Source organism: Bradyrhizobium sp. NBAIM03 (assembly GCF_020194055.1).
In the GTDB taxonomy this organism is placed as follows: domain Bacteria; phylum Pseudomonadota; class Alphaproteobacteria; order Rhizobiales; family Xanthobacteraceae; genus Bradyrhizobium; species Bradyrhizobium yuanmingense.
On record NZ_JADYVS010000006.1, the window covers coordinates 241,159 to 265,758 of the forward strand.

General features: G+C 64.8%; 20 protein-coding genes. All 20 read right to left on the minus strand.

Translation table 11 applies throughout. The features are described from left to right. Positions 1–28 precede the first annotated feature (28 nt). Positions 29–2,998 carry a bifunctional [glutamine synthetase] adenylyltransferase/[glutamine synthetase]-adenylyl-L-tyrosine phosphorylase gene (locus I6F21_RS11660; RefSeq protein WP_225183148.1) on the minus strand — a complete coding sequence of 990 codons (2,970 nt, stop codon included), beginning with the start codon at positions 2,996–2,998 and terminating at the stop codon, positions 29–31. Continuing rightward, positions 2,995–4,455, minus strand: a complete 1,461-nt coding sequence (locus I6F21_RS11665) for an ATP-binding protein (protein WP_036005755.1) — start codon at positions 4,453–4,455, stop codon at positions 2,995–2,997. Before I6F21_RS11665 ends, I6F21_RS11660 begins: the two co-directional genes overlap by 4 nt. A 366-nt stretch (positions 4,456–4,821) precedes the next feature. Then, positions 4,822–5,517, minus strand: a complete 696-nt coding sequence (locus I6F21_RS11670) for an ABC transporter ATP-binding protein (RefSeq protein WP_036005758.1) — start codon at positions 5,515–5,517, stop codon at positions 4,822–4,824. Further along, a complete protein-coding gene (locus tag I6F21_RS11675; RefSeq protein ID WP_036005761.1) occupies positions 5,517–6,266 on the minus strand; it encodes an ABC transporter ATP-binding protein in 750 nt (249 codons plus the stop codon). Before I6F21_RS11675 ends, I6F21_RS11670 begins: the two co-directional genes overlap by 1 nt. Beyond that, positions 6,263–7,567, minus strand: coding sequence for a branched-chain amino acid ABC transporter permease (locus tag I6F21_RS11680; RefSeq protein WP_225111756.1), 1,305 nt, complete (start codon positions 7,565–7,567; stop codon positions 6,263–6,265). Before I6F21_RS11680 ends, I6F21_RS11675 begins: the two co-directional genes overlap by 4 nt. Further along, complete coding sequence (locus tag I6F21_RS11685) at positions 7,564–8,511, minus strand: branched-chain amino acid ABC transporter permease (protein WP_036005767.1); 948 nt, start codon at positions 8,509–8,511, stop codon at positions 7,564–7,566. The genes I6F21_RS11680 and I6F21_RS11685 overlap by 4 nt, the downstream gene beginning before the upstream one ends. A gap of 114 nt (positions 8,512–8,625) precedes the next feature. Then, positions 8,626–9,858, minus strand: a complete 1,233-nt coding sequence (locus I6F21_RS11690) for a branched-chain amino acid ABC transporter substrate-binding protein (protein WP_036005770.1) — start codon at positions 9,856–9,858, stop codon at positions 8,626–8,628. A 275-nt stretch (positions 9,859–10,133) separates the two neighbouring features. Next, complete coding sequence (locus I6F21_RS11695) at positions 10,134–11,360, minus strand: TetR family transcriptional regulator (protein WP_082641338.1); 1,227 nt, start codon at positions 11,358–11,360, stop codon at positions 10,134–10,136. A 181-nt stretch (positions 11,361–11,541) separates the two neighbouring features. Beyond that, positions 11,542–12,222, minus strand: a complete 681-nt coding sequence (locus tag I6F21_RS11700) for a response regulator transcription factor (RefSeq protein WP_036023302.1) — start codon at positions 12,220–12,222, stop codon at positions 11,542–11,544. 276 nt (positions 12,223–12,498) lie between these two features. Next, positions 12,499–14,079, minus strand: coding sequence for a Do family serine endopeptidase (locus I6F21_RS11705; RefSeq protein ID WP_036035199.1), 1,581 nt, complete (start codon positions 14,077–14,079; stop codon positions 12,499–12,501). A gap of 221 nt (positions 14,080–14,300) precedes the next feature. Further along, positions 14,301–15,644, minus strand: coding sequence for a HAMP domain-containing methyl-accepting chemotaxis protein (locus I6F21_RS11710; RefSeq protein WP_036005777.1), 1,344 nt, complete (start codon positions 15,642–15,644; stop codon positions 14,301–14,303). A gap of 112 nt (positions 15,645–15,756) precedes the next feature. Continuing rightward, positions 15,757–16,239, minus strand: coding sequence for a cytochrome c-type biogenesis protein (locus I6F21_RS11715; protein ID WP_036005780.1), 483 nt, complete (start codon positions 16,237–16,239; stop codon positions 15,757–15,759). Between the two features lie 4 nt (positions 16,240–16,243). Then, positions 16,244–18,226, minus strand: a complete 1,983-nt coding sequence (locus tag I6F21_RS11720) for a heme lyase CcmF/NrfE family subunit (protein ID WP_225139470.1) — start codon at positions 18,224–18,226, stop codon at positions 16,244–16,246. Then, a complete protein-coding gene (ccmE, locus tag I6F21_RS11725) occupies positions 18,223–18,732 on the minus strand; it encodes a cytochrome c maturation protein CcmE (protein WP_036005786.1) in 510 nt (169 codons plus the stop codon). Before ccmE ends, I6F21_RS11720 begins: the two co-directional genes overlap by 4 nt. Before the next feature lie 37 nt (positions 18,733–18,769). Then, complete coding sequence (gene ccmI, locus I6F21_RS11730; protein ID WP_036005789.1) at positions 18,770–19,876, minus strand: c-type cytochrome biogenesis protein CcmI; 1,107 nt, start codon at positions 19,874–19,876, stop codon at positions 18,770–18,772. Positions 19,877–20,007: 131 nt separating this feature from the next. Further along, complete coding sequence (locus I6F21_RS11735) at positions 20,008–20,277, minus strand: hypothetical protein (protein ID WP_057027207.1); 270 nt, start codon at positions 20,275–20,277, stop codon at positions 20,008–20,010. Positions 20,278–20,376: 99 nt separating this feature from the next. Then, positions 20,377–21,777, minus strand: a complete 1,401-nt coding sequence (locus I6F21_RS11740; RefSeq protein WP_036023270.1) for a hypothetical protein — start codon at positions 21,775–21,777, stop codon at positions 20,377–20,379. Positions 21,778–21,938: 161 nt separating this feature from the next. Further along, positions 21,939–23,315, minus strand: a complete 1,377-nt coding sequence (locus I6F21_RS11745; protein WP_109144361.1) for a sensor histidine kinase — start codon at positions 23,313–23,315, stop codon at positions 21,939–21,941. Between the two features lie 109 nt (positions 23,316–23,424). After that, the gene (locus tag I6F21_RS11750) at positions 23,425–24,099 is read right to left on the minus strand and encodes a response regulator transcription factor (RefSeq protein WP_036035233.1); all 675 of its coding nucleotides are present in this window, start codon (positions 24,097–24,099) and stop codon (positions 23,425–23,427) included. A gap of 241 nt (positions 24,100–24,340) precedes the next feature. Then, positions 24,341–24,496, minus strand: coding sequence for a hypothetical protein (locus tag I6F21_RS11755; RefSeq protein WP_167361642.1), 156 nt, complete (start codon positions 24,494–24,496; stop codon positions 24,341–24,343). Between the last annotated feature and the right edge of the window lie 104 nt (positions 24,497–24,600).

Sequence of the window (24,600 nt, forward strand, 5' to 3'; positions counted from 1 at the left end):
ATGAGCTCGGTCACCGCGCTGAAGCAGGCTATGACCCTTCCAGCAGCGCCCTGAACACGCGCCGCACCTCGCTCTGGGTCTCCTTCACCCGCGCCTCCAGCGAGGAGAAATCCGGCGCGTCGCCGGCGCGCGCCATGACGCGTTGCAGGTCGGTGCCGGCGGTATCAGGCTTGAAGCGCTCGCTGACGCAGAGCCGCAGGATCTGGGTGAGGTCGTGATAGAGCCGCGCCGCGGCCCGCAGGATCTCCGTCTCCGATTGTGCGAGCACGCCGATCCTGCAGGCGTTCTCCAGCACCTGCATGGTGCTGACGTCGAGAATCTCGGGCTTGTCGTGCGCGTGCACGAGCTGGAGATACTGCGCGATGAAGTCGATATCGACCATGCCGCCGGCGGCATGCTTGAGATCCCAGCAATCCGCCTCGCCCTTCTCCTGCGCGATCGCGCGCCGCATGTCGGCGACGTCGTTGGCGGTGATGGCGGGATCGCGGCGGCGGGTGAGGACATCGCGGATGACGCGCTCGATCCGTTCCCGGAATTCGGGCGAAGCCGAGACCACGCGCGCACGCGTCAATGCCATGTGCTCCCAGGTCCAGGCTTCGTTGGCCTGGTAGTCCGCGAACGAGACGAGGCTCGAAGCCACCGGACCTGCGCGTCCCGAGGGCCGCAGCCGCATGTCGATCTCGTAGAGCACGCCGTAATTGGTGCGGGTCGTGAAGGCGCTGATCAGGCGCTGGGTGAAACGGGCGAAATAGTGTGCGCCGTGAAGCGATTTCACCCCGTCGGAGTCCGGATGGTCGCCGTCGAAATCATAGAGCAGGATCAGGTCGAGATCGGACGAGGCCGTCATCTCGCGGCTGCCGAGCCGGCCCATCGCGACGATCGCGGTCTCCTGACCCTTGATGCGGCCGTGCTGGGCGGCGAAGCGATCGGCGACGAGACCGTGCACGGTGTGGACGATTCCCTCCGCGACGTCGGCGAAGGCCGTGCTCGCCTGCTGCGCCGAGACGGTGCCGGAGAGGATGCGCGTGCCGATCAGGAACAGGCTCTCCTGCCCGAACAGGCGCAGGCGATCGAGGAACTCCTCGTATGAGCCGGCGTCCTGCACGGTGGTCGCGAGCCGCCCCGACAATTCCTGCCTGTCGGGCATGGCGCCGAAGAAGCGCGGATCGATCAGGCCGTCCATCAGCTGAGGCTGCCGCGCCAGCATGTCGCCGAGCCGCGGCGCGGCTCCCAGCACCAGCGCCACCAGCGCGACGAGATCGCGGTTCTGGCCGAGCAGCGTGATCAGCCGGCCGCCGCGCTGCAGCGCGCCGAGGAAATGATCGAACGAAACGACGGCGCGATCCGGCTCTTCGGCATGGGCAAGGCCGTCGATCAAGGCCGGCACGAACTCGACGAAGGCGCTTCGCGTCGCCTCAACGCGGAAGACGCGATAGTCGCCGGTGATCCAGTCGCGCACCGTCTGCGCGACCGCGGCGGGCTTCTTGAAGCCGAGCGTCGCGAGGTGCTGCAGCAGGCGCGGATCATCGGGGCCCGCACCGTAGTCGAGCGCCGGCAGCCTCGCCGTGCCGGTGGGGTCATCGCCCTCGAACAGTTTTTCGTAATGGCCCTGGACGATCTGGAGCTGGCGCAAGAGGTCGCGCGCAAAGGCCTCCCGAGTCCGATAGCCGAAGAACCACGCAAAGCGCTCGACCGCTTGCTTGTCCTCCGGCAGCGTGTGGGTTTGCTCGTCGGCGATCATCTGCAGGCGATGCTCGACACGGCGCAGGAATTCGTAGGCGGTCGCCAGCTCGTCACGCGCCGCCACAGTGATCCAGTTGCTGGCGGCGAGCACGTCAAGCGCCCGCAGTGTCGGCCGCACCCGCAATTCCGGATGGCGGCCGCCGGCAATCAATTGCTGGGTCTGCGCGAAGAATTCGATCTCGCGAATGCCGCCGCGTCCGACCTTGACGTTGTGGCCCTCGACCGCAACCTCGCTCTGGCCGCGATAGGTCTGCATCTGCCGCTTCATGTCGTGTACGTCGGCAAGTGCGGCAAAGTCGAGATGCTTGCGCCAGACGAACGGCCCGATCTCGGCGAGCAATGCCTCGCCCGCTTTTGAATCGCCGGCACAGGTCCGCGCCTTGATCATCGCGGCGCGCTCCCAGGTGCGCCCTTCCCGCTCGTAATAGTTCAGCGCGGCGTCCCGCGAGATCGCCACCTGCGTCGAGGACGGATCGGGCCGCAGCCGCAAATCGACGCGGAAGACGTAACCATCATAGGTGCGCTGCTGCAGGATGCGCGCCATGCCTTGCGTCACGCGGACGAAGAACGGCTGCGGCTCGATATCGGGCGCGAGGGTCGTCGCATCGGGATCGAAGAACACGATGAGATCGATATCGCTGGAATAGTTCAGCTCGCCCGCACCCATCTTGCCCATCGCGAGCACGATCAGCCCGCAGCCCTCTTCGGGTGCCTCGGGATTGGGCGGTGAGAGCTTGCCGCGTGCGGCTTCCTGCCGCAGCAGATATTGCAGTGCCGCCTGCACCGAGGACACCGCGACATCGGTCAGCGCCGCCGTCACCCGCATCACCGGCCAGACACCGCCGATATCGCACAGCGCGATCAGGAGCGCAGCCTCAGCCTTCATGCGGCGGAGCAGCCGCATCACCTCGGCCTCCTCCGAAGCCGCGAGCACCGCGCTGCGCGCCTCCGCGATCAGCGCCGTCAGATGCGCATCCGGATCGCATTCGAGCAGCCGGATCAGGCGCAAGGTATCGGCGCGCACCAGTTCGAACAGATAGGGCGAGAATTCCGCAATCCCGGTCAGGATCTCGCGGGCGAAGGGATGGCCGAGATGCGTTTCGAGACGGGCCGATTGTGCCGGCTCGAGCTCGGCCAGCCAGCTTTCGAAACGGGGTTCATCGGTTGCGGAAGCGGCAACATGGGGAGCCTCCGCGAAGCGTGCGGCCAGCCTCTCACCATGCTTGTCCGCGTTTCCCGGCGCGGAGTGGTTCATGCCACCTTCTGTGGCACATCCGGTGTTGGCGGAGCAACCCTGTCGCCGGCGCCCGCGCGCGCCGGCAGCACGAGCGTGGCGACGAGGCCGGGATGGGCATCGCCCAAGCGCAATTCGCCGCCGTGCAACGTCGCCACCGCCGAGGCGAGGCTGAGGCCGAGGCCCGAGCCCGGCAGCGTGCGGCTGGCCTCCAGCCGCACGAATCGCTCGATGACGTGCTTGCGGTCGGCTTCGGGGATGCCGGGGCCGCGATCGGTGACGCTGAGCAGCACCTGGTCGCCCTCGCGCCTCGCCTCGATCGTGATTTGCCTCGCGTCCATGCTGACCACGGTTCCCGCCGGCTGTGCCGCGGGCTGGCCGTATTTGATCGCGTTCTCGACAAGATTGGCAAGCGCCTGGCTGATCAGCTCGCGATTGGCATGAACCGGCGTCGGCTCGCACTTGACCTTCAGGGTCATGCCGTCGTCCTCGGCGAGCGGCTCGTAGAGCTCGTGGATGCCCTCCGCGACCTCCGCGGCATCGAAGTCGTCCATGTTGCCGCGCGCCTGTCCGGATTCCGCGCGCGCGATCATCAGAAGCGCATTGAAGGTCCGGATCAGCCCGTCGGACTCCTCGATGGTCCGCTCCAGCGCGGCGCGATAATCCGCCTCGCAGCCCGATTTCGCCAGCGCCTCCTCGGCGCGATTGCGCAGCCGCGTCAGCGGCGTCTTGAGGTCGTGGGCGATGTTGTCGGAAACCTCCTTCAGCCCCGCCATCAGCGCCTCGATCCGCTCCAGCATGGCGTTCAGGTTCTCGGCGAGGCGATCGATCTCGTCGCCGCTGCGCCCCACGGGCAGGCGCTCGCTGAGATCGCCGGTCATGATCCGCTGCGCCGTGCCGGTCATCGCGTCGATGCGCCTCAGCACCCGCCGCGCGACGAAGATGCCGCCGCCGAGGCCGAGCACGACGACGATCAAGACCGAAAACTGCGCCGCCTTGGCGACGATGCCGAACAGGCGCCGCCGCTCGGCCAAGTCGCGGCCGATCAGAAGCCGGAAGCCGTTCTCCAATTCGGTGACGCGAACGAGCGCGCGATGATCGCGGTCATCGCTGTCCTCGATCCGCCGGTAGGCTGTCTCCGACCAGCCGCGCGTCGCCATAACGCCCGGCGCCAGCGAGCCGACATTGCCGGCGATCGCCTGGCCCGTCGGCGTGGTCACGAGATAGAGATTGGCGCCTGGCCGCAGCGCCCGATACTCGATCGTGCGCACGAGACCGACTAGGCCGCGGCGGTCGTAGATCTCGTTGATCTCCGAGGTCTCGGCATTGACGGTCTGCGTGATCTCCTCGGTGATCAGCCGCCGCGTATTCCAGGCGAAATAGGCCAGCAGCGAGGCCGCGAACATCGCGAACAGCAGCAGATAGACCAGCGTCAGCCGGAACGCCGTGGTGCGGACGAGTTTACCGAATGCCGTCACGGATCATGTACCCAGTTTCAGCCACGCGCCTGCATCACGAGCATCGAAACTCACGTATTTCGCTTTGTTTACAATAACATAGCCTATAGATTGTCGCACCTGCGCCTAGGTCCCTTGTGGAACGAGCAACGCGAAAGGCATTCGTGACCACACGTGATAGGCGCACGCGGAACGTTAAAGGGGCACTCGATCGGAACCAAGTTAAATCCCCGCAAGCTCGGGCCATGCGGACACCGGACGGAGCCTGCGGGAGCAGTGATCCGCTGTGGGCCTCCCCTTCCGACCACGCTGAGGAACATCAGCCGTTACGGGCGGACGTCCTTGTCGAGGGCATCGCGCCATTGCGGTCAAACCCGCCGGCTTCCCTCACACTTCCAGCCATTGCGCCCGAACGTCGCTGTTTGATTTCAGTTGCTCGGGCGTACCTTCGAAGACCACACGACCGTGCCCCATGACGTAGACGCGGTTGGAGATCTTCATCGCAATCGACAGCTTCTGCTCGACGAGCAAAATTGCGACGCCGGCCTGCGCAATGCGGGCGATGAGATCGCCGACCTGCTGCACGATCAAGGGCGCAAGACCTTCGGTCGGCTCGTCGATCATGATGAGATCGGGGTCGCCCATCAGGGTCCGGCACGTCGTGAGCATCTGCTTCTCGCCGCCTGACAGCACCCCCGCAGGCGTATCTGCCCGCGCGGCAAGATTCGGAAACATGTCGAGCATGTCCTGAAGCTGCCATTTGCCGGGACGCCGCGTATCCTTGATGCCGAGGAGCAGATTCTGGCGGACCGTCAGCCCCGGAAAGATGTCCCGATGCTCTGGCACATAGCCGAGACCGAGGCGCGCGATCCTGTAGCTCGGCAGCCCCGCGATGTCCTTGCCTTTGAAGCGGATCGTGCCTTGCGGCGCAACCTCGCCCATGATCGCCTTGACAGTGGTCGAACGTCCGACGCCGTTGCGGCCGAGCAGGCTGACGACCTCGCCTGCCGCAACGTCGAGATCGACGCCCTGGAGAATGTGGCTCTTGCCGTAATAGGCGTGCAGGTCCCTGACCTCCAGCATCAGTGCGCCTCCTCGCCGAGATAGGCTTCCTTAACTTTCGGGTCCCGCCTGATCTCCTCCGGCGTGCCGGAAGCAATGATGTGGCCGTAGACCAGCACGGAAATGCGGTCGGCCAGGCCGAACACAACGCTCATGTCGTGTTCGACGATGACCAGGGTCTTGCCCTCGGTCAGGCGCCGGATCAGCGACACCGCGCGGTCGGTCTCGGCGTGGCTCATGCCCGCCGTCGGTTCGTCCAGCAGCACGACGGTCGCGCCGCTGGCGATGGTGATGCCGATCTCGAGTTCGCGCTGCTCCGCGTAGGTCAACAAGCCGGCCGGAACATCGCGCCGATGCGTCAGATGGATGTCGTCGAGGATTTGCGCCGTGCGCTCGCGCACCTCCGGCAGGCTATCGACGTTCTTCCAGAAGGCGTATCGGTGCCCCGTCGCCCACAGCACGGCACAGCGGACGTTCTCCCAGACCGACATGCGCGCGAATACGTTGGTGACCTGGAACGACCGCGACAGGCCGCGCCGGTTGATCTCGAACGGCCTGAGGCCGGAGATCACATCGCCGTTCAGTCTCACCTCGCCCGAGGTCGGCTTGATGTGGCCACTGATGAGATTGAACGTCGTCGATTTCCCGGCACCGTTCGGACCGATGATGGCGTGACGCTCACCTTGCGCGACGCTGAGATTGAGATCGCGGATGATGCCGACATTGCCAAAGCGCTTCTCAACGGCGCGGACTTCGATCGCTGCCGTCATGCCAAGTACCCCCGATCGCGCGCGACCGTCGCCGCGCGGTCCCATGCCTCGGCGACGCGCCGCCAGCTCAGGCGCGCGACGAAGAAGCCGCCGATGAGGAGGACCGCCGCGCTCGCCCACGTCAGCGGCGACGCCGGACTGAAGGCAACGCCGAACAGGTTGATCGGATTGCCCTGACCGCTATGCGTGCGCGCGATCGATTCGATCGTCAGGATCACACCGCAAGCCAGTGCCAAGGTCGGCACCGCCGCGATCAGATAGGAAGGGATCACCGTCGGCAGAGTTCCGGCGCGAACCAGCGGCCGGTGCATCATGACCAGCCCGGCGATGCCGCCGGGGGACAGCATCACGATGCCGATGAAGATAATGCCGAAATAGAGCTGCCACACGCCGGTGACGCTGGTCAGCCCGAGCTGAAGATAGGTCACGAGGATTGCACCCAGGATGGGTCCGAAGAAGTACGCGACGCCGCCAATGAAGGTCGAGAACAGCACGAGGCCGGATTGGATCGCGCCGAGATAGGCGGCGTTGGCGATCTCGAAGTTGATCGCGGCCAGGCCCCCTGCCACGCCAGCGAAGAAGCCGGCAAAACAGAAGGCGATGTAGCGCACCACGTGCGGATCATAACCGATGAACTGGACGCGCTCGGGGTTGTCCCGCACCGCATTGCTGATTCGCCCCAGCGGGGTCCGCGTCAGCGCATACATCGCGACGGCCGAGATCACCAGCCAGAACGCGATGAGATAATAGACCTGAAGCTGCGGGCCGAAACTCAAGCCGAAGATCTTCGGCAAAGCCGTGCGGTCGGTCGATATTCCGGACTCGCCGCCGAACACCGAACGCAGGATCAGCGAGGACGACGCCACCAGTTCGGCAATGCCGAGCGAGATCATCGAGAACACGGTACCAGCCCGCTTGGTCATCAGCCAGCCGATGATGATCGCGAAAACGAGGCCGCCGAGTCCACCGAACAGCGGTATGAACGGCAGCGGGATTGGCCAGCCGTGCGAGACCACTGCATTCATCATGTGGCACGCTGCGAAGCCGCCGAGGCCGTAATGCACCGCATGGCCGAACGACAAGAGGCCGGTCTGGCCGAGCAGGATGTTGTAGGACAGCGCGAACACGATCGCGATGCCGATCAGGCTGAAGGACGTCAGCGAGCCGCCGGAGGAGAAGATCAGCGGCAGCACGATCAGCACGGCGATGCCGGCAAGCCATATGCCGTAGAAGCGCAGGCCGTCGCCGGCCGGCTTCCCTGCGATTGTCGATGTCGGCGTCGATGTCGTTTTGGCGTTCATGTCTCGCGCGTCCCCATCAGGCCCATGGGGCGTACGATCAGAATGATCACCAGCAGCAGGTAGGGTACGATCGGCGCCACCTGGGCAATGGTGACGTTCCAGATGTCGGTGAGCACGGACGGCCCTGCCGACGGATCGAGCGGACCGAAGGCGCTCGCCAACGAACCGTTCAGCGCCACCGCGAAGGTCTGTATCAGGCCGATCACCAGCGAGGCGATGAAGGCGCCCGGCAAGGAGCCGAGGCCGCCAAACACGATGACGACGAACAGGATCGGTCCCAGCGCCGCGGCCATGTCGGACTGCGTCACCAGCGCCGGACCGGCGATCACGCCGGCAATTCCCGCCAGCGCGCTGCCGACGCCGAACACCAGCATGAATATGCGTCCGACATTGTGACCGAGATGCCCCACCATATGGGGATGCGTCAGCGCGGCCTGAACGATCAGGCCCACCCTGGTGCGCTTGAGCACCATCAGCAACACGATGAATATCAGGATCGACACAGCCAGCATGAAAATCTTGTAGGCGGGATAATTCGTCGAGAAGATCGTGAAGGCCGGAAAGTCGAGCAGCGCCGGCACGCGGTAATCGACGGGGCTCCTGCCCCACATCATCGCCACGATTTCTTCGATCGCGAACGCAAGACCGAAGGTCAGGAGCAACTCCGCCACATGGCCGTGCTTGTGCGTATTGCGCAGGCCGTAGCGCTCGACCGCCATGCCGATCGCGCCGACCAGCAGCGGAGCCAGCAGCAGGGCCGGCCAGAAGCCAATCCATTTGGTGAGCTGGAAACCGAAGAAGGCGCCGAGCATGTAAAAGCTGGCATGGGCGAAGTTGAGCACGCCCATCATGCTGAAGATGACGGTCAGGCCGCTCGACAGCAGGAACAGCAGCATGCCGAACAGCAGACCGTTCAGCGTCGATATAACGATCAGTTCAAGCACAGTAATCACACCTCTGGCCGGGACAGAAACGGCCCCGGCGAAGTCGGTCCGGATGCGAGCAGCAACCTTCCCGCGAGCCGCTGTCGGCTGCGGGAAGGCAAAGCTATTCCAGGCTTACGGCCGGGTCATCTTGCAGGTTGTGGGAACCATCGTCTTGGATGTGTCGATCTTGGAAACCAGATGCCATCCCCAGCCGGTGCCTTCCTCGTCGAACGGCTCGTCTGCAGCGAGCTTGCCGAAGGACGAGATGTAGATCGGCTGGAAGAACTGGTGATCGTCCTTGCGCATGACGCCCTCACCGCCATCCAGCACCTCGAACTTGAGATCCTCGAGGGCAGCCGCGACCTTCACCGGGTCGAGCGAGTTGGCCTTCTCGGCCGCGGCCTTGAACATACGCATCTCGTTGACGGCGCGCGGATACCAAAGCGACATGTTGACCTTGGCACGGAAGGTCTTTTCGAAGTCCATCGCCGGCTGGTGGCCGGAATTGGCAAAGCCCTCGGTGATCTGGAAGACCTGATGGTCGAGACCGGTCTGCTTGATTGCGGTCGGACCACCAGCGCCGCCGGCATAGTAGGTGTACCAATTGACCTTCAGGCCGGCGTCCGCCGCGGCTTTGAGCAGCAGTGCGATGTCCTGGCCCCAGTTGCCGGTCACGACGCTATCGGCGCCCGAAGCCTTGATCTTGGCGATATAAGGCGAGAAGTCGGTGATCTTCAACAGCGGATGCAGTTCGTCACCGACGATTTGGATGTCGGGCCGCTTGGCGCCCAGCATCTTGCGCGCATCCGCACGCACCGACTGGCCGAAGGAGTAGTCCTGGTTGATCAGGTACACCTTCTTGATCGCGGGGACATCCTTCATGTAGCTGGTGAGCGCTTCCATCTTGATGTCGGAGCTCGCATCCCAGCGAAAATGCCAGTAGCTGCACTTTTCGTTGGTCAGGCTCGGATCTACGGCGGCATAGTTGAAGTAGAGCACTTCCTTGCCGGGATTGCGCGTGTTGTTCTTGGTAACGAAGTCGGACAGCGCTGCGGCGACCGACGAGCCGTTGCCTTGCGTGATGAAGCGGGCGCCGGCATCGATGGCCTTCTGCGCCTGCACCAGGCTTTCCTGCGGGTTGGTCTTGTTGTCGAGAGGCAGAATCTCGATCTTGCGGCCCAATATGCCGCCCTTGGCGTTGATCTCGTCAGCCAGATACTGGAACGTCTTCAAGCCGCCTTCACCGATGCTGGCGCCACCGCCGGACAGCGGATCGATGTAGCCGAACTTGATTGTTTCCTGCGCGAATGCCGCTCCTCCGAGCATCGTCAGCGCTGCCGCCGCAGCAATTGCGAGCTTGTGCATCCTGGCCTTCTCCCTTTTGTATGTTCTTGTCCTTGGCGATCGAAGCTGACTCACAACGTCGGTCGCGCCCACTCTTCGCTACTCCAATATTGAATACTGTGTAAAGTTTTGGTGCAAGAAGTAATTGCGGCCTCAACGTGAAGATTGCCGCGCGCCGTCCGGAATATTGAATTCACAGGCAACTTTTGGGATCAAAGCCGCGCTCAATCTGCGGCTGACATCAAGTCCGAACGGGAAAGGATGAAGAGCGCGATCAGGGTCTCAGATTGGTTGCTTTATACCACTCCCCGACGGGGCTTGAGCCCCAAAAGGAACAGCCGCGAAAAATAATCGGCAATCTGCATCGGAGACCAGCTCCGCTCGTCCCTGAACCAGATCGGGTACCAGTGGCCCATTCCAGTCAGAACGCGTTCGGCGAAGTAAGTGTCGACGCTGCGGAAGTATCCCTCGTCGATCCAACACTGGTGGTTTCTCTGGTCCTGCTGGATCGTTGCGAGCACCTGCCTGACATAGTGCTTGCGGTCAACGTCGTTGAGATAGTTGATGTTGTGGTAGGTCGCCTTCGGGCCGCAAGGGGTATCGTGCAGCATCAACAACAGGCGGACTCTCTGGACGACGTAATCGAACGCCCCGAGCCTCAGGTCCTGCAAATATTCTCGAATCCCGATCTCACCGGCCAGACCTCTTCGCAGGCAAGCCAGCAAGAGGCGCTCCTTCTCGCTGAAATGATAATAGATGCCGGCGCGGGTCATGCCTGCCTCCGCCGCGATGCTCTCGAGCGACGTACCGGACGCGCCCCTTCGATTGAAACTGTCCGAAGCAATCGAGAGCATCCTGTCCAGCTTCGCGGCGCGCTTGTTCAATTTCGAGCGGGACTGGAGAAATGGTGCCAGGCTCGGCGCTTCAGGCATGTCCGGTAAGGCAATCTCACGCCGATACACCCCATGCGTGATGATGTCGTCAATGGCATCAATCGCCTGCTGGCGCGAATAATAGTCGCGCTCGGAGAACCAGAACGGAACCCAATCCAGGATGGAGATGAGGGCGACGGCCGTAAGGAGCGGCTCCTCGCAGGCAATCGAGCCGTCGGCAATGCCACGCTTCAGAAAGTCGGCGAGCAGCGCGGCATTCTGCCAGCGCCTGGCATGCACGTCTTTGCTGTAAGACGCAGCCAGTGCATCGATGTCGGAGAACAGGATCATGCGCTGGCCTTCAGGCCGCAGCCGGGCTCTTATGAAGCGCCTGACGATTTCGAGCCCGTCTATCCCGGGTTCGGCCGCCGTCTCGATTTCGTGCCTGTAGATCGCAAGACCGCGCAGGTAGCAGTGAAAGATCAGGTCTTCCTTGTCGCGGAAGTAGTGGTACAGCGCTCCCGGCACCGATCGAACCGATGCTGCGACCTGCTCCATCGTCACATTCGCATAGCTATGGCGGGCAAACAGCTTGGAAGCCGACACGAGGATCTCTTCAGCTCGGTCGGACGGGAAGGCGGCGACTTGCAAGCTTGAATATCCTTCCTGATCGTGGACGGATTCACCCCGGTGAAACGTCCACTACCACACGTCGGATATTCTTGCCATCGGACGAGGCGTTAGGCCAGTATCGCCCGCAACCCTCGGACGGCGGTGCAAATGAAGACGCAGCCGATGATTGCAGGCGCGCCGTAGATCGACGCCGAACGCCCTATCTCATGCCGTCACGGATCATGTATCCGGCGCCGCGGATCGTGTGCAGCAGCGGGCGCTCGAAGCCCTTGTCGATCTTGGAGCGCAGCCGCGAGATGTGCACGTCGATGACGTTGGTCTGCGGATCGAAATGATAGTCCCAGACATTCTCCAGCAGCATGGTCCGCGTCACCACCTGGCCGGCGTGCTTCATGAGGTATTCGAGCAAGCGAAATTCGCGCGGCTGCAGCGTCAGCTCGTCCTTGCCGCGGGCGACGCGATGCGAGAGCCGGTCGAGCTCGAGATCGCCGACGCGATAAAGCGTCTCCTCGGCGGGACCGCCGCGGCGGCGCGACAGCACTTCGACGCGGGCCAGCAGCTCGGCGAAGGAATAGGGCTTCGGCAGATAATCGTCGCCGCCGGCGCGCAGACCCTTGATGCGGTCATCGACCTGCCCGAGCGCGGAGAGAATCAGCACCGGCGTCGTATTGCCCTTGTCGCGCAATGCGCCGATCAGCGACAGCCCGTCGCGCTTGGGCAGCATGCGGTCGACCACCAGCACGTCGTATTCGCCGTTCTCTGCCATGGCGAGGCCTTCCTCGCCGTCGGCGGCGTGGTCGGCGATGTGTCCGACTTCGCGAAACGCCTTGGCGAGGTAATCGGCGGATTCACGGTCGTCTTCGATGATGAGGAGGCGCATCGTGCGTTCGGCGGCGGTCAAGGAGGTCAACCTTCTCTAAACATGGCGCGAGCGGCGACCGCATGCAAGCCGAGCAGGAGAGGCTCGAAGCGGGGAAAAAGGCGGGCGGTGAAGCTGGGGGGACCTCACCGCCCTAGGCCTTCCGACGGAGGGGGGCGTAATTCCACCGGAAGGTAGATGAGGGAAGCCAGCGTTGCGCTGCTTCCCCGAAGGGCACCGGCGGCGGGGGCGACTGATGCCGGCGGTACCCTTCATCTCGTGGGCCTCCTGAAGGCCTCAGCCCTTGGCGATGGGCACCGCGACGAAGCGCGACTGGCCGCCGCTCTTCACGCGCATCAGGACGCTGTTCTTGTTGTCGGTCCGCGCCGCATTGATGGCGTCGCGGACTTCGCCGGCGGTCGCCACGCTCTTGCCGCCGACCTCGAGGATCACGTCGCCTTCCTTGAAGCCGCGTTCGGCCGCCGCGCTCTTCGGATCGACCTCGGTGACCACGACGCCTTCCTTGCCGGCACCGGCCACGGAATTGGCCGGCGCAACGGTCATGCCGAGCTTCGGCACGTCGGTGCCCTTGCTGGCGCCCTTGCCGCTGTCCTTGTCGGTATCGGCCTTGGCCTCGACCGTATTCGGCAACTGGCCGAGGGTGAGATTGACGATCTTGTCCTGGCCCTTGTGCAGCACGTTGAGCTTCACGGACGCGCCGGGCGCCATGCCGCCGATCGTGCGGGCGAGCTCGCGGGCATCCTTGACGGGGTCGCCGTTGACCGCGGTGATCACGTCGCCGGACTCGATGCCGGCCTTCGCGGCCGGACCGTTGGCCTGCGGCTCCGCCACCAGCGCGCCTTCGGCCTTCTTCATGCCGAGGCTGTCGGCGATGTCGGAGGTGACGGGCTGGATCTGGACGCCGATCCAGCCGCGGCTGACCGAGCCCTTGTCCTTGAGCTGCGCAACCACGCTCTTGACGGTGTTGGCCGGGATCGAGAACGCGATGCCGACGCTGCCGCCGGAGGGCGAGTAGATCGCGGTGTTGACGCCCATCACCTCGCCGTTGGTATCGAAGGCCGGACCGCCGGAATTACCCTTGTTCACGGGCGCGTCGATCTGGATGAAATCGTCATACGGGCCGTTGCCGATGTCGCGGCCGCTCGCCGAGACGATGCCCGCGGTCACGGTGCCGCCGAGACCGAAGGGATTGCCGACCGCGAGCACCCAGTCGCCGATCCGCGGTTTGCTGTCGGCGAGCTTGGCGAACGGGAAGTTCGTGCTGCCTTCGACCTTGATCAGCGCGAGGTCGGTGCGCTGGTCGGTGCCGATCACCTTGGCGGTGTAGGTCTTGCCGTCGTCGGTGGTAACCTCGACCTTGTCGGCGCCATCGACCACGTGGTTGTTGGTCACGGCATAGCCGTCAGCCGAGATGAAGAAGCCGGAGCCCTGCCCCTGCACGACGCGGCCACGGCCGCCCTTCAGGCCGGGGGGCAAACCATCCGGACCACCGAAGCGGCGGAAGAAGCGCTCCATCGGCGAGCCCGGCTGGAACGGCGAGGAGGAATCGTCGCCGTCGTCATTGCTGGCGGTCTTCTCCTTCATGTTGACCTTGACCGAGATCACCGAAGGCTTCACGCGCTCGACGACGTCGGCGAATCCGACCGGACGCTCGACCTTGCGGACCTCGTTGTTGACCTGCGCATGCGCCGGGCTGGAGAACAGGTCGGCCGGCGAGGTCGACGGGCTGAAGCCATAGACAGCCGCGCCGAGACCGGCGACGACCGAAGCCATCAGCGCGAGCTTGCGCGCGGAAAACACCGACCGGCGCGGCTGCCGGTAGGACGGGAGGTTCGAAAGGTCGATACGATCGTTCATGCGGAAATCTCCAGAGCCCTGAATTCCTGTTGGTGCCGGATGCCGGCACCTTGCGGACCTGAACATGGGGACTCCCGCCTTACCGCGCGCTGGCGGCGGGGTTAAACTTTCGTAATGATGTGTCGAGGCGGATGCGGCAGTTTAGCACAGGCCAAAAATCGTGGCCTTACAGGAACTTAATCGAGTTCCCCGACAAAGCGGCAGGCGCGAATTCTGGCCCCTCAGCTCGCCCTGACACTGACGATGAACTCGTCGACTTCGCGCTTCAAGGTCTCGGCCTGCCGCGACAGATCGACGGCCGAATCCCTGGCTTCGGCCGCCATGCGGCCGGTCTCGGCCGAGGTGGAGGTGATCTGGACGATATGGTTGGAGACGTCGAGGGTTCCGCGCGCGGCGTCCTGGGCGCTGCGCGTGATCTCCTGTGTGGCGTTGCGCTGCTGGGCGGTATCGACCTCGATGCCCGACATAATCGACGAGATCTCCGACAGCGTCCTGGAAATGCCGTCGATCGCGCCGCGGGTCTCCGCGGTGATGCCCTGAATGCTGGCGACCTGCGAGGTGATCTCCTCCGTCGCCTTGCTGGTCTGATGCGCCAGGTTCTTCACTTCCGAGGCGACCACCGCAAACCCCTTGCCCGCTTCGCCGGCCCGTGCCGCCTCGATGGTGGCGTTGAGCGCCAGGAGATTGGTCTGCGATGCGATCGCCTGGACGAGCTGGACGACCTCGCCGATCTTTTCGGCGGCATCCGACAGCGTGTGAATGGTATCGCGGCTCTTCTCCGCCTGGCTTGCAGCGCCCTCGGCGCGCTGGGTCGCGTCCGTGACGCGGCGGCTGATCGTGCCGATCGAGTTCGTCATCGCCTCGGCGGACCCTGCAACCGTCTGCACGCTGGCGCTGGCCTGGCTCGCCGCGCTCGCGACCGCATTGGCCTTGGTGCTGGTGTCGTTGGCGGTCCGCGACAGCGTCTCCGCGTTGGTCTTCAGATGCACGGCCGATGACGCCACGCTGGCGACGACACTGGCGACGAGATCGTTGAAGCGCTTGATCCTGTTATCGAGGAATTTCGACCGCTCGGCCTGATGCTGCGCTTCATGCAGCTGCTGCTCGGAGAGGCGGCGCCGCTCGATGCCGTTGGTCTTGAACACCTCCAGCGCACCGGCGAGCAGGCCGATCTCGTTGGTGCGGCCGAGCCCCGGAACTGATGTCTCGAACTTCTGGTCGGCAACCTCGCGCATGGCATGCACGATGGCCGCGAGGGGATTGAGGATGCCGTTGCGCACGGCGAACCAGGTGGTGAAGCAGATCGCGAAAGCGACGACGGCGATCACGCCGCAGGCGACCAGGAAATAAGAAAACGCGGTCTGCGCCTGCTGGTAGATCTGCATGGCATGGTCGCGCGCCGGGCCGCTCAGCGCGGCGAAGTTCGAGGACAGGCTGGTGATCTCGTTGTTGAGATAGAGGACCGCGATGAAGCCGGTGCCGCCGCCGATGCCAAGCAGGAACAATAACGCAGCGACGACGGCGCCGACCAGGAAGCGGATCGTCAGATTGCTGTTCGCGAACATCGGGGGGACTCAGGAGCTGGAATCAAATCTCGCGACAAGCTTCCAGACAAAGGTCAATTTAGCATGAACCACGCAGCCGTTGCCGCGCACTGCGTGCACGACGTAGACGGCTTCAGGGCGATTTGGGTTCGTCCGACATCAAGGCCGCGAGCCGTGCCTTCTCGTCGGGCGTGAGCGGCGGTGCCGGTACGTCCACACCAGTTCGCGAGCGGCGGCGGATTTGCAGCCACAGCGCCAGGCCGCCGCCGATCAGCAGCACCGGCCCGAGCAGCCACAGCAGCAGGGTCTGCAGCTCGAAGCGCGGCTTGAGCAGCACGAACTCGCCGTACCGCGCCACCAGGAAATCGAGCACCTGCGAATTGCTGTCGCCGGCCGCGATGCGCTCGCGCACCAGCAGTCTGAGATCGCGTGCCAGCGGCGCATCGGAATCGTCGATCGACTGATTCTGGCAAACCATGCAGCGAAGCTCGCGCGACAATTCGCGCGCGCGCGATTCCTTCACCGGATCCGGCATGATCTCGTCGGGCTGCACGGCGTGGGCCGCCGGCAAAGCCAGCAACACCAACGCGATGAACGCGGCCATCATCCGGCGCATCGGGTCATTCCGCGGGCTGGAGGCGCTGCTTGGCCCGCGCCGGCTTCGGCGCGCCGACCCGCAGACGGCGGTCGGAGAGTGAGAGCACGCCGCCGAACGCCATCAGCACCGGTCCCCACCAGATCAGGAGAACCAGCGGCTTGTGATAGATGCGCACGGCGATGGCGCCTTCGGCGGTGGCGTCGCCGAGCGAGACGTAGAGCTGGCTCGCGCCGCTGGTCAACAGCGCGGCCTCCGTCGTCGAGGAGCCGCGGGTGGTGAAGCTGCGCTTGGACGGCGTCATCACCGTGACCGCCTCGCCATCGCGGCTGATCTTGAACTCTGCGATCATCTCGCGGTAGTTCGGGCCCTGGCGTTGAAACAGCCCGTCGAGCTTCAGATCGTAGCCGGCGACATGGGCAGTCTCGTTCGGTTTCATGGTCGCGATGTATTCGCTGTTCCAGGTGGTCTCGCAGACGATCCCGATCAGCGCAACGCCGAGGCCGGCATGCGCGAACGCGGTGCCCCAGGCCGAGCGCGGCAGGCCGCGCGCCCGGTGCAGCACCGTTGCGAACGGCAGGCGCACCAGGCCCGTCCGTTCGACGAGGTCGGTGACCGCGCCGGCGATGACGAAGACGCCGAGCCCGATCGCGAGCGGTGCCAGCGCGCTGCCGCCCCGCACCCAGGCCCAGACGATGGCGACCACGACCAGCCCGGCAACGCCGGCCGCGAGCAGGCGCTGCATCACGCCGAGCAGGTCGCCGCGCTTCCACGCCAGCATCGGCCCGAACGGCACCGCGAGCAGCAGCAGCGCGAACAGCGGCGCGAAGCTCAGATTGTAGAAGGGTGCGCCGACCGACATCTTGAAATCGGCGAGCATCTCCATCGCGAGCGGATAAAGCGTGCCGAACAGCACCACGGCGCAAGCCACCGTGAGCAGCAGATTGTTCAGCACCAGCGCGCCCTCGCGCGAGATCGGTGCGAACAGGCCGCCCTGCTTCAGCGAGGTGGCGCGGCCCGCGAACAGCGACAGGCTGCCGCCGATGAACAGGCACAGGATCAAGAGGATGAACACGCCGCGGGTCGGATCGGTGGCGAAGGCGTGCACCGAGGTGATGACGCCCGAGCGCACCAGAAAGGTGCCGAGCAGCGACAGCGAGAAGGTCAGGATCGAGAGCAGGATGGTCCAGACCTTCAGCGCGTTGCGCTTCTCCATCACCAGCGCCGAATGCAATAGCGCGGTGCCGGCGAGCCAGGGCATCAGCGAAGCGTTCTCCACCGGATCCCAGAACCACCAGCCGCCCCAGCCGAGCTCGTAATAGGCCCAATACGAGCCCATGGCGATGCCGAGGGTCAGGAAGATCCAGGCGACCAGCGTCCAGGGCCGCACCCAGCGCGCCCAGGCCGCATCGATCCGTCCCTCCATCAGCGCCGCGATCGCGAAGGAGAACGAGATCGAGAAGCCGACATAGCCGAGATAGAGCATCGGCGGGTGCACGGCGAGACCGATGTCCTGGAGCACGGGATTGAGATCGCGTCCCTCGATCGGGGGGCTCGCGATGCGCAGGAACGGGTTCGATGTCATCAGGATGAAGAGGTAGAACGCGCTGGCGACCCAGGCCTGCACAGCCAGCACATGCGCGCGCAGCGAGAGCGGCAGATTATTGCCGAAGCTGGCGACCAAGCCGCCGAACAGCGCGAGGATCAACACCCACAGCAGCATCGAGCCTTCATGGTTTCCCCACACGCCGGTAATCTTGTAGAGCAGCGGCTTCATCGAGTGGGAATTCTCGTAGACGTTGGCGACGGAGAAATCCGAGTTCACGTGCAGCATCACCAGCGCGGTGAACGAGGCGCCGACGAATAGCAGCTGCGCGAGCGCGGTGGAGCGCGCCACGTTCATCAGGGCGGCGTCGCCAAGGCGCGCACCGACCAGCGGCACGACGGACTGGATCAGTGCGAGGGCGAGCGCCAGCACCAGCGCGTAATGTCCTGATTCCGCGATCACCGCACCGCTCCCTGCGGATTGCCCTGGGCGGTCGTCGCCGCGGGTTTGGCAGCGCCAGAAGCTTGGGCGCCGTAATCGTCCTTCCAGTGCCCCTGCTTCTTCAGGGCATCGGCGACGTCCTTGGGCATGTAGGTCTCGTCGTGCTTGGCAAGGACGGTATCGGCCTTGAACACGCCGTTGGCATCGAGTGCGCCTTCCGCCACGACGCCCTGCCCTTCGCGAAATAGGTCGGGCAGAATGCCTTTGAAGGCGACCGGCAGCTTGGCGTTGCCGTCGGCGACCTCGAACGTCACCGCGAGATTGTCGCCGCGCTGGAGCGAGCCGGGCTGCACCAAGCCGCCGAGGCGAAACCGCTTGCCGGGCTCGACATGCTTCTCGGCGACCATGGTCGGGGTCGAGAAGAACACGATGGAGTCGCGCAGCGCGTTGAGCACCAGCGCGGCGGCGAGCGCGAGCACGGCGAGCGATCCGCCGATGATGGTCATACGTCGCTGCTTGCGCGTCATGGCGTATCCGTTCTCCGCATCTCTCGTCCCGAAATCATCATCCGCCGATCCCGAGAGTCTTCAGGCCTTCGTTGAGCTGGCGCAGCCGCTCGGCGTTGCTGGCAACCGCCTGCCGGGCATCGGCCGAAGCGCCCATTGCCTTGTCCCGCTCGCCCATCACCAGATAGGCGCGCACGAGACGCAGCCAGCCCTCGACATCGTCGCCGTTCTGTTTCAGCCGCGTCGCGAGACGATCGACCATGCCGCGCACCATGGCGTTGCGATCGGTTTCGGCCATGTCCTTGGAGGCAGCAATCGTCTCGTCGGACAGCGCCGGCAGCGTGCCGCCGCCACCGACCCGCGCCAGCGAGGACTGCACCAGGGCACGCCACGGCGCATCCGCAGGCGCTTTCGCAAGCAGCGCGCGCCAGATATTGGCCGCGTCGTCCTTGCGGCCGTCCTGCTCGGCGGCAAGGCCCAGAAAGTAATTCGCCTTGGGATCGTCGGCGTTCAAGGCGTGTGCGCGCTCGAATTCGGCCTTGGCCTCGGCGGTCACCACGCCGCCGGCGGCAGCCGAGATCGCTTCGCCGAGATCGGACCTGCGCTCCGCGCTTTCGCCATTGTAGGTGAGCGAGTTGCGATAGGCGCGCACCGCGTCGTCGAAGCGGCCGAGCCGCTCCAGAACCGGCGCGAGCACGTTCCAGCCGCGCCCGTCCGTCGGATTCTTCTCAAGATGCTGCTCGACCTGCACGACGAGGTTCTCGAGCGACTGCGCCATGCCACCCCCGCGCTCCCGCTGCGCAAGGGGAAAGTCCTGCAGCCGGGGCGAGCCGAGTGGCATGTAGACGCCGGCCGCGATGAGCGGCAGTCCGGCAAGCGCCAGCACGGCCGCCGCACGGCGCCATTTGAGGTTCGACTTCGGCGCCGTTGCCGGCTCGCTGGCCGCCGCCGCGAGCAGCCTGCGGCTGACCTCGACGCGCGCAGCCTCCGCCTCCGGCGCCAAGATCAACCCTGCGGCGAGATCACGCTCAATTTCGGCCAGCTGGTCCTTGTAGACCGCGACCTCGCTGCCCTGATCTTGTGCGCGGCTGGTGCGGCCAAGCGGCAAGAGCACGGCGAAAATCGCCGCGACCGTCATCAGCGCGAACACGAACCATAGCGTCATCTGGCAAGCTTCCGGCGGCGCCCGAACCGCGCCTGTAGGTGCCTTTACACCACGGCCGGACGATGCGGCAATTGACAATTGTCAAGGCGGCGCAACCGCATGTAGTGCCGAAAAGGTGAAAATCCAACGCCTTAGCCGATCTCGAAGTCGACACTTTGCGCGGCCTGCTCGCCGTGCCCGTCGAAGGCCTTTAGGAAGTATGTTCCCGGCTTGATTGCATCCGGCAATCTGATGCGCAGCGCTCCGACCGGAACCCGAGATGCAACCCTGGTGGCGGTCTCAGGCAGCTGCCGATCGCTGGCCTTCTCGACCAGCACCACCTTGGCTCCAACCATCAGCCGTTGATACTTGGCAACGATGACGCGGTTCTCAATTTCAATCGAGCTGATGACCGGTTTCATGCGCCTACAGATGGAAATTTCCAGACTTGCACCCGCGAAAGTACGGTGCGCCATCGGCGTCGTCAACTTAAAATTGTGATCAGGAAAAATGCGCGCCGATCAGCCTGCGCGCGACGATTTGCGCTCGCCCGTGAGTGCATTTTCGGCGGCCCGGCTCATCAATGAGGCGTAATCGTCGCCGAACAGCACCTGGCAGAAGCGGATCGCGGCCTGCACCTGCTGCTGCCGATAGGTGCGAACCTTGTGATCGGCGGCACGCAGCGACTGCACCAGCTGCTCGGTCGACCGTTCCACATATTGCTGGAGATCGGAGAAGGTACGCAGCGTCACCTCGTTGATCGCAAGCTCGCTCGCATAGTTGCGGCACGTCGCGACGAAGTCGATCAGTGCCACCGTTTCCTCGACTTCGGTGCTGTCGATCCGCGCGCCCGGCGGAATGTCCTTTTCGGGGCGCTGGCGTAGGATGCGGCGGACGCGGCCGGGAACGCTGTCGATCTCGGACTGCAGCGCATTGGAGATGTCGGCCCGGATCGACGTCAGTTGCTTGCCCCAGGTCGAATCGTTGCGCAGGTCGAGCTCGGTGCGCAGTCCGCGCACGCCGTCGTGCAGCGTCTTGAGGTTGCCGGCGACATTGTCGAAATGGCCGCGCTTGATGTCCATGCGCAGGACCGCGGCGACGCAGGACAAATCGTGCAGGGCCATCGTGACGGCCATACCGTAGGGCGTCGCCGCGACGCGGATCTCGTCATCGGACGCCGCTATCTTGACCGCAAGGCGGATGATCTGCCAGGGCGCGGTCATCCGCTGCACGACGATCGACAAGGCGAAAGGCAGCATCTGCGGCGTCTGAAGCGCCGGAATGTTGAGCGCCGACGTCACCGAGGCGATCTGGGAATCCCCGAAGGCCCGCAAGGTGCGCGGTAATTTCTCGTTCAATGTCGCAATGGCGTCCCGGACCTGGAGCACCGCACCGATCGAATAGAGATCCTCGATCACGTTGGGCGGTCCGACCCGGGCCAGCGCCCGCGACTTGTCGCCGCCGCCCGGCCCCGTCAGCTCGAAGATGGCGTCCGCGGCCACCGCCTGAAGCTTCTGCGCCAGGGCTTCGACCTGCCCAGCACTGTCCGCCGGCATGCGCGCCAGCGCCGCCTCGAATTCGTTCACCTTGTCCGGTGCGCCGTCACGGCCAAGCCACTGCCAGATTGGCTGCAGCGAGGAGCGGCGAATCTGGCCGGCCCTGACAGGAGTGCCCGCTTCGACGAGGAAAGGTTCCAACACCTGGAATAGGAGCCGCGACAGATCGTCCGTGCGCGGCGGCAAAGCCTCGTCGGCCTCGCTCTTGCGGACGATCTTGCGCAGCTGCTCGAGCACGAGGGTGGCCACCGCCGTGTCCTGGCCGCGCTCCAGCGCACGCTCGAACTCCCGCATCAGCAGTGCCTGCGACTGCGGCGGGAGCTGCGCGAGATATTCCCTCAGCCGCTCGATCGATGTCTGGCTCATGCGCCCGGGTAATGCACGGTAAAATGGCGGACATGGGATGGGTCCGGCGCGATCATAGGGGGTCCCCACTTAAGAAGCCGTTTAGGAAGCTGCCTCGAATGCCTCCCATGCTTCGCTGGAGGAGCCTCGGCCGCGCCGAAAATTGTCGTCGAAACAAGGGATTATAGTCCGGGAAGAACCAGCTCGGCGCGCAGACCCCCAGTCGGAGCGCTGCCGAGCGAAAGGCTGCCGCCATAGAGGGCCGCGAGGTCGGTCACGATCGACAGCCCCAGTCCCGACCCGGGCTTGGACTCGTCGAGGCGCTTGCCGCGCCGGGCGACCTGGGCGCGCTCGGCTTCCGACAGACCACGGCCGTCGTCGTCGACGATGACCCGCAAACGCGGGCCGGCGCCGGCCCGCTGTTGCGGCTCGACCAGGACCTCAATGAGGACGCGGGAGGCCGCCCATTTGCAGGCATTGTCGACGAGATTGCCGACCATCTCCTCAAGATCCTGCCGCTCGCCCCGGAACTTGGCGGATGGATCGGCCTTGGCCTCGACCACGATGCCGCGGTCGCGATGGATCTTCTCCATGGTCCGCCGCAGTCCCTCGATGGCAGGCGCCACCTCCGTCACGGTCGCGACCACCGAGACCCGTGCCGCGATGCGGGCGCGCTCCAGATGATGGGCGACCTGATCACGCATCACATCCGCCTGCTCCATCACCTTCTCCGCGAACGGATCGGCGGCATGCGCGCTGGCTTCGTTGACGATGACCGAAAGCGGCGTCTTGATCGCATGAGCGAGATTGCCGACATGGGTGCGCGCCCGCTCGACGATCTCGCGATTGGCGTCGATCAGCGCGTTGGTCTCGCGCGCCAGCGGCGCGATCTCGACCGGGAATTCACCCTCGAGCCGTTCCGCCCGCCCGGAGCGGATGTCGGCGATCGCGTCCGAGATGCGCTTGAGCGGTGCAAGGCCGAAACGGACCTGAAACACGGTCGTCAGCAGCAGCACGATGCCGAGCGCCGTGAAGGTGCCGCCGAGATAGTAGTCGAAGCTGCGTGTCTCGTCGAAAATCTCGGTATCGTCCCCGGCGACGCTGACCAGAAATTTGCCGTCGGCACCGAGATCGACCGGCCGTTCCACCATGCGCAGATTCTGCCCTTCCGGCCCGTCGACATAGGCGAGGCGGATGCCGGCGGCGGTGAGCTCGGCACCCTGCTCTTCGAGCTTCGGTAGCTTCTTGTCCCAAAGCGAGCGCGAGGAGCGCACTTCCGGCTTTTCGGTGTCGGTCCGCGTGATCTGCCAGTACCAGCCGGACAGCGGCAGGTCGAACAGGGGCTCGCCAAGCGACTGGAACTGGCGGTCCGGCGGCTCGTCGGGCGTTGCGACCTCGGCGATGAGGGTGCGCAGATAGAGATTGAGCCGGCGGTCGAAGGCGCGCTCGGTGGCGTTCTTGTAGACCGACGACAGCACCACGCCTGTGATGGCCAGGATCACCACGAGCCAGGCGGTCGCCGACAGGAACAGTCGGTTCGCAAGCGAGCTAGCGGCCATCGGAATGATCCCGGGCGGCGCAGGATGGCAGGTGGTCGGACGTCATGACCGGACCAAGGGCCCTGTTCGGCCTCCCGTCAAGCCAAGATACTTCAAAGGCCGGAACGCCTCAGGCGCCCGGGGCCGGCGGCGGGGTCAGGAGATAGCCCAGGCCGCGGACGGTCTGGATGATGTCGACGTCGAGCTTCTTGCGGATGCGGCCGACGAAGACCTCGATGGTGTTGGAGTCGCGGTCGAAATCCTGGTCGTAGAGATGCTCGACCAGCTCGGTGCGCGAGACCACCCGCCCGGAATGGTGCATCAAGTAGGCCAGAAGCCGATATTCGTGCGAGGTCATCTTGACGGGATTGCCCGACACGCTGACCCGGCCGGTTCGGGTATCGAGCGTCACCGGCCCGCATGTCAATTCGCTCTGGGCGTGGCCGGTGGAGCGGCGCAGCAGGGCGCGGATGCGCGCCAGCACCTCCTCCAGGTGGAACGGCTTTGCGACGTAGTCGTCGGCGCCGGCATCGAAGCCCTGCACCTTGTCGCTCCAGCGGTCACGTGCGGTAAGGATCAGGACCGGCATGGTGCGGCCGTTGCGGCGCCAGGCTTCCAGCACCGAGATGCCGTCCTTCTTCGGCAGGCCGATATCGAGCACCACGGCGTCATACGGCTCGTTGTCGCCGAGATAGTGCCCCTCCTCCCCGTCGAAAGCCCGATCGACGACATAGCCGGCGTCGGTCAGCGCCTTGGTGAGCTGGCGATTGAGATCGGGGTCGTCCTCAACAACGAGCAGGCGCACGCTTCTCTCCAAGGATAGGCTGCAAGAACAGGCGACATGAACACCGCCACAGATGAGCAATTCCGGCGTGAACTGAATATGAACGCAGGGAACCGGGCTACGTTACTTTTTGGTCATATACGACCCGGCGCGCGCAAATGCGACTGCGCCCACCATGCCGCCGGAGGAGCCGGTGGCATGGTGGGCGCAACGTGCCGCATCGCGCGGCGAGCCGGAAGGTGCCGGCGTGCTGATCCGGCCGTCAGGTCCGGAAGAACACGAACCAGACGACGGCGAGGATCAGGATCGCAAGCCCGGTCGAGATGGCGAGCAGCGCCGCCACCGATGGTCCGGGCTCGCCCTGGCGTGCCTCGGTCGGAGTTTCGACGATCCGGTTCTGCTCTCGCCTGGTTGCCATGGTGACCTCGATCTGTGGCTGTCGCGTCGGATGGCCGCGACCTCCTCGGCGATGAATTGCCGGGGCAACGCGTCATCTCGGGCGATGTTCCGGTCCAGCAAACA

Bases quoted from the DNA above. Each gene is read 5' to 3' on its own strand.
- I6F21_RS11735 (WP_057027207.1), bottom strand. From the start codon at position 20,277: ATGAAACCGGTCATCAGCTCGATTGAAATTGAGAACCGCGTCATCGTT.
- ccmE (WP_036005786.1), bottom strand. From the start codon at position 18,732: ATGACGCGCAAGCAGCGACGTATGACCATCATCGGCGGATCGCTCGCC.
- I6F21_RS11670 (WP_036005758.1), bottom strand. From the start codon at position 5,517: ATGCTGGAGGTCAGGGACCTGCACGCCTATTACGGCAAGAGCCACATT.
- I6F21_RS11705 (WP_036035199.1), bottom strand. From the start codon at position 14,079: ATGAACGATCGTATCGACCTTTCGAACCTCCCGTCCTACCGGCAGCCG.
- I6F21_RS11690 (WP_036005770.1), bottom strand. From the start codon at position 9,858: ATGCACAAGCTCGCAATTGCTGCGGCGGCAGCGCTGACGATGCTCGGA.
- I6F21_RS11675 (WP_036005761.1), bottom strand. From the start codon at position 6,266: ATGACGGCAGCGATCGAAGTCCGCGCCGTTGAGAAGCGCTTTGGCAAT.
- I6F21_RS11660 (WP_225183148.1), bottom strand. From the start codon at position 2,998: ATGAACCACTCCGCGCCGGGAAACGCGGACAAGCATGGTGAGAGGCTG.
- I6F21_RS11745 (WP_109144361.1), bottom strand. From the start codon at position 23,315: ATGGCCGCTAGCTCGCTTGCGAACCGACTGTTCCTGTCGGCGACCGCC.
- I6F21_RS11710 (WP_036005777.1), bottom strand. From the start codon at position 15,644: ATGTTCGCGAACAGCAATCTGACGATCCGCTTCCTGGTCGGCGCCGTC.
- I6F21_RS11715 (WP_036005780.1), bottom strand. From the start codon at position 16,239: ATGCGCCGGATGATGGCCGCGTTCATCGCGTTGGTGTTGCTGGCTTTG.
- I6F21_RS11740 (WP_036023270.1), bottom strand. From the start codon at position 21,777: ATGAGCCAGACATCGATCGAGCGGCTGAGGGAATATCTCGCGCAGCTC.
- I6F21_RS11700 (WP_036023302.1), bottom strand. From the start codon at position 12,222: ATGCGCCTCCTCATCATCGAAGACGACCGTGAATCCGCCGATTACCTC.
- I6F21_RS11755 (WP_167361642.1), bottom strand. From the start codon at position 24,496: ATGGCAACCAGGCGAGAGCAGAACCGGATCGTCGAAACTCCGACCGAG.
- ccmI (WP_036005789.1), bottom strand. From the start codon at position 19,876: ATGACGCTATGGTTCGTGTTCGCGCTGATGACGGTCGCGGCGATTTTC.
- I6F21_RS11680 (WP_225111756.1), bottom strand. From the start codon at position 7,567: ATGAACGCCAAAACGACATCGACGCCGACATCGACAATCGCAGGGAAG.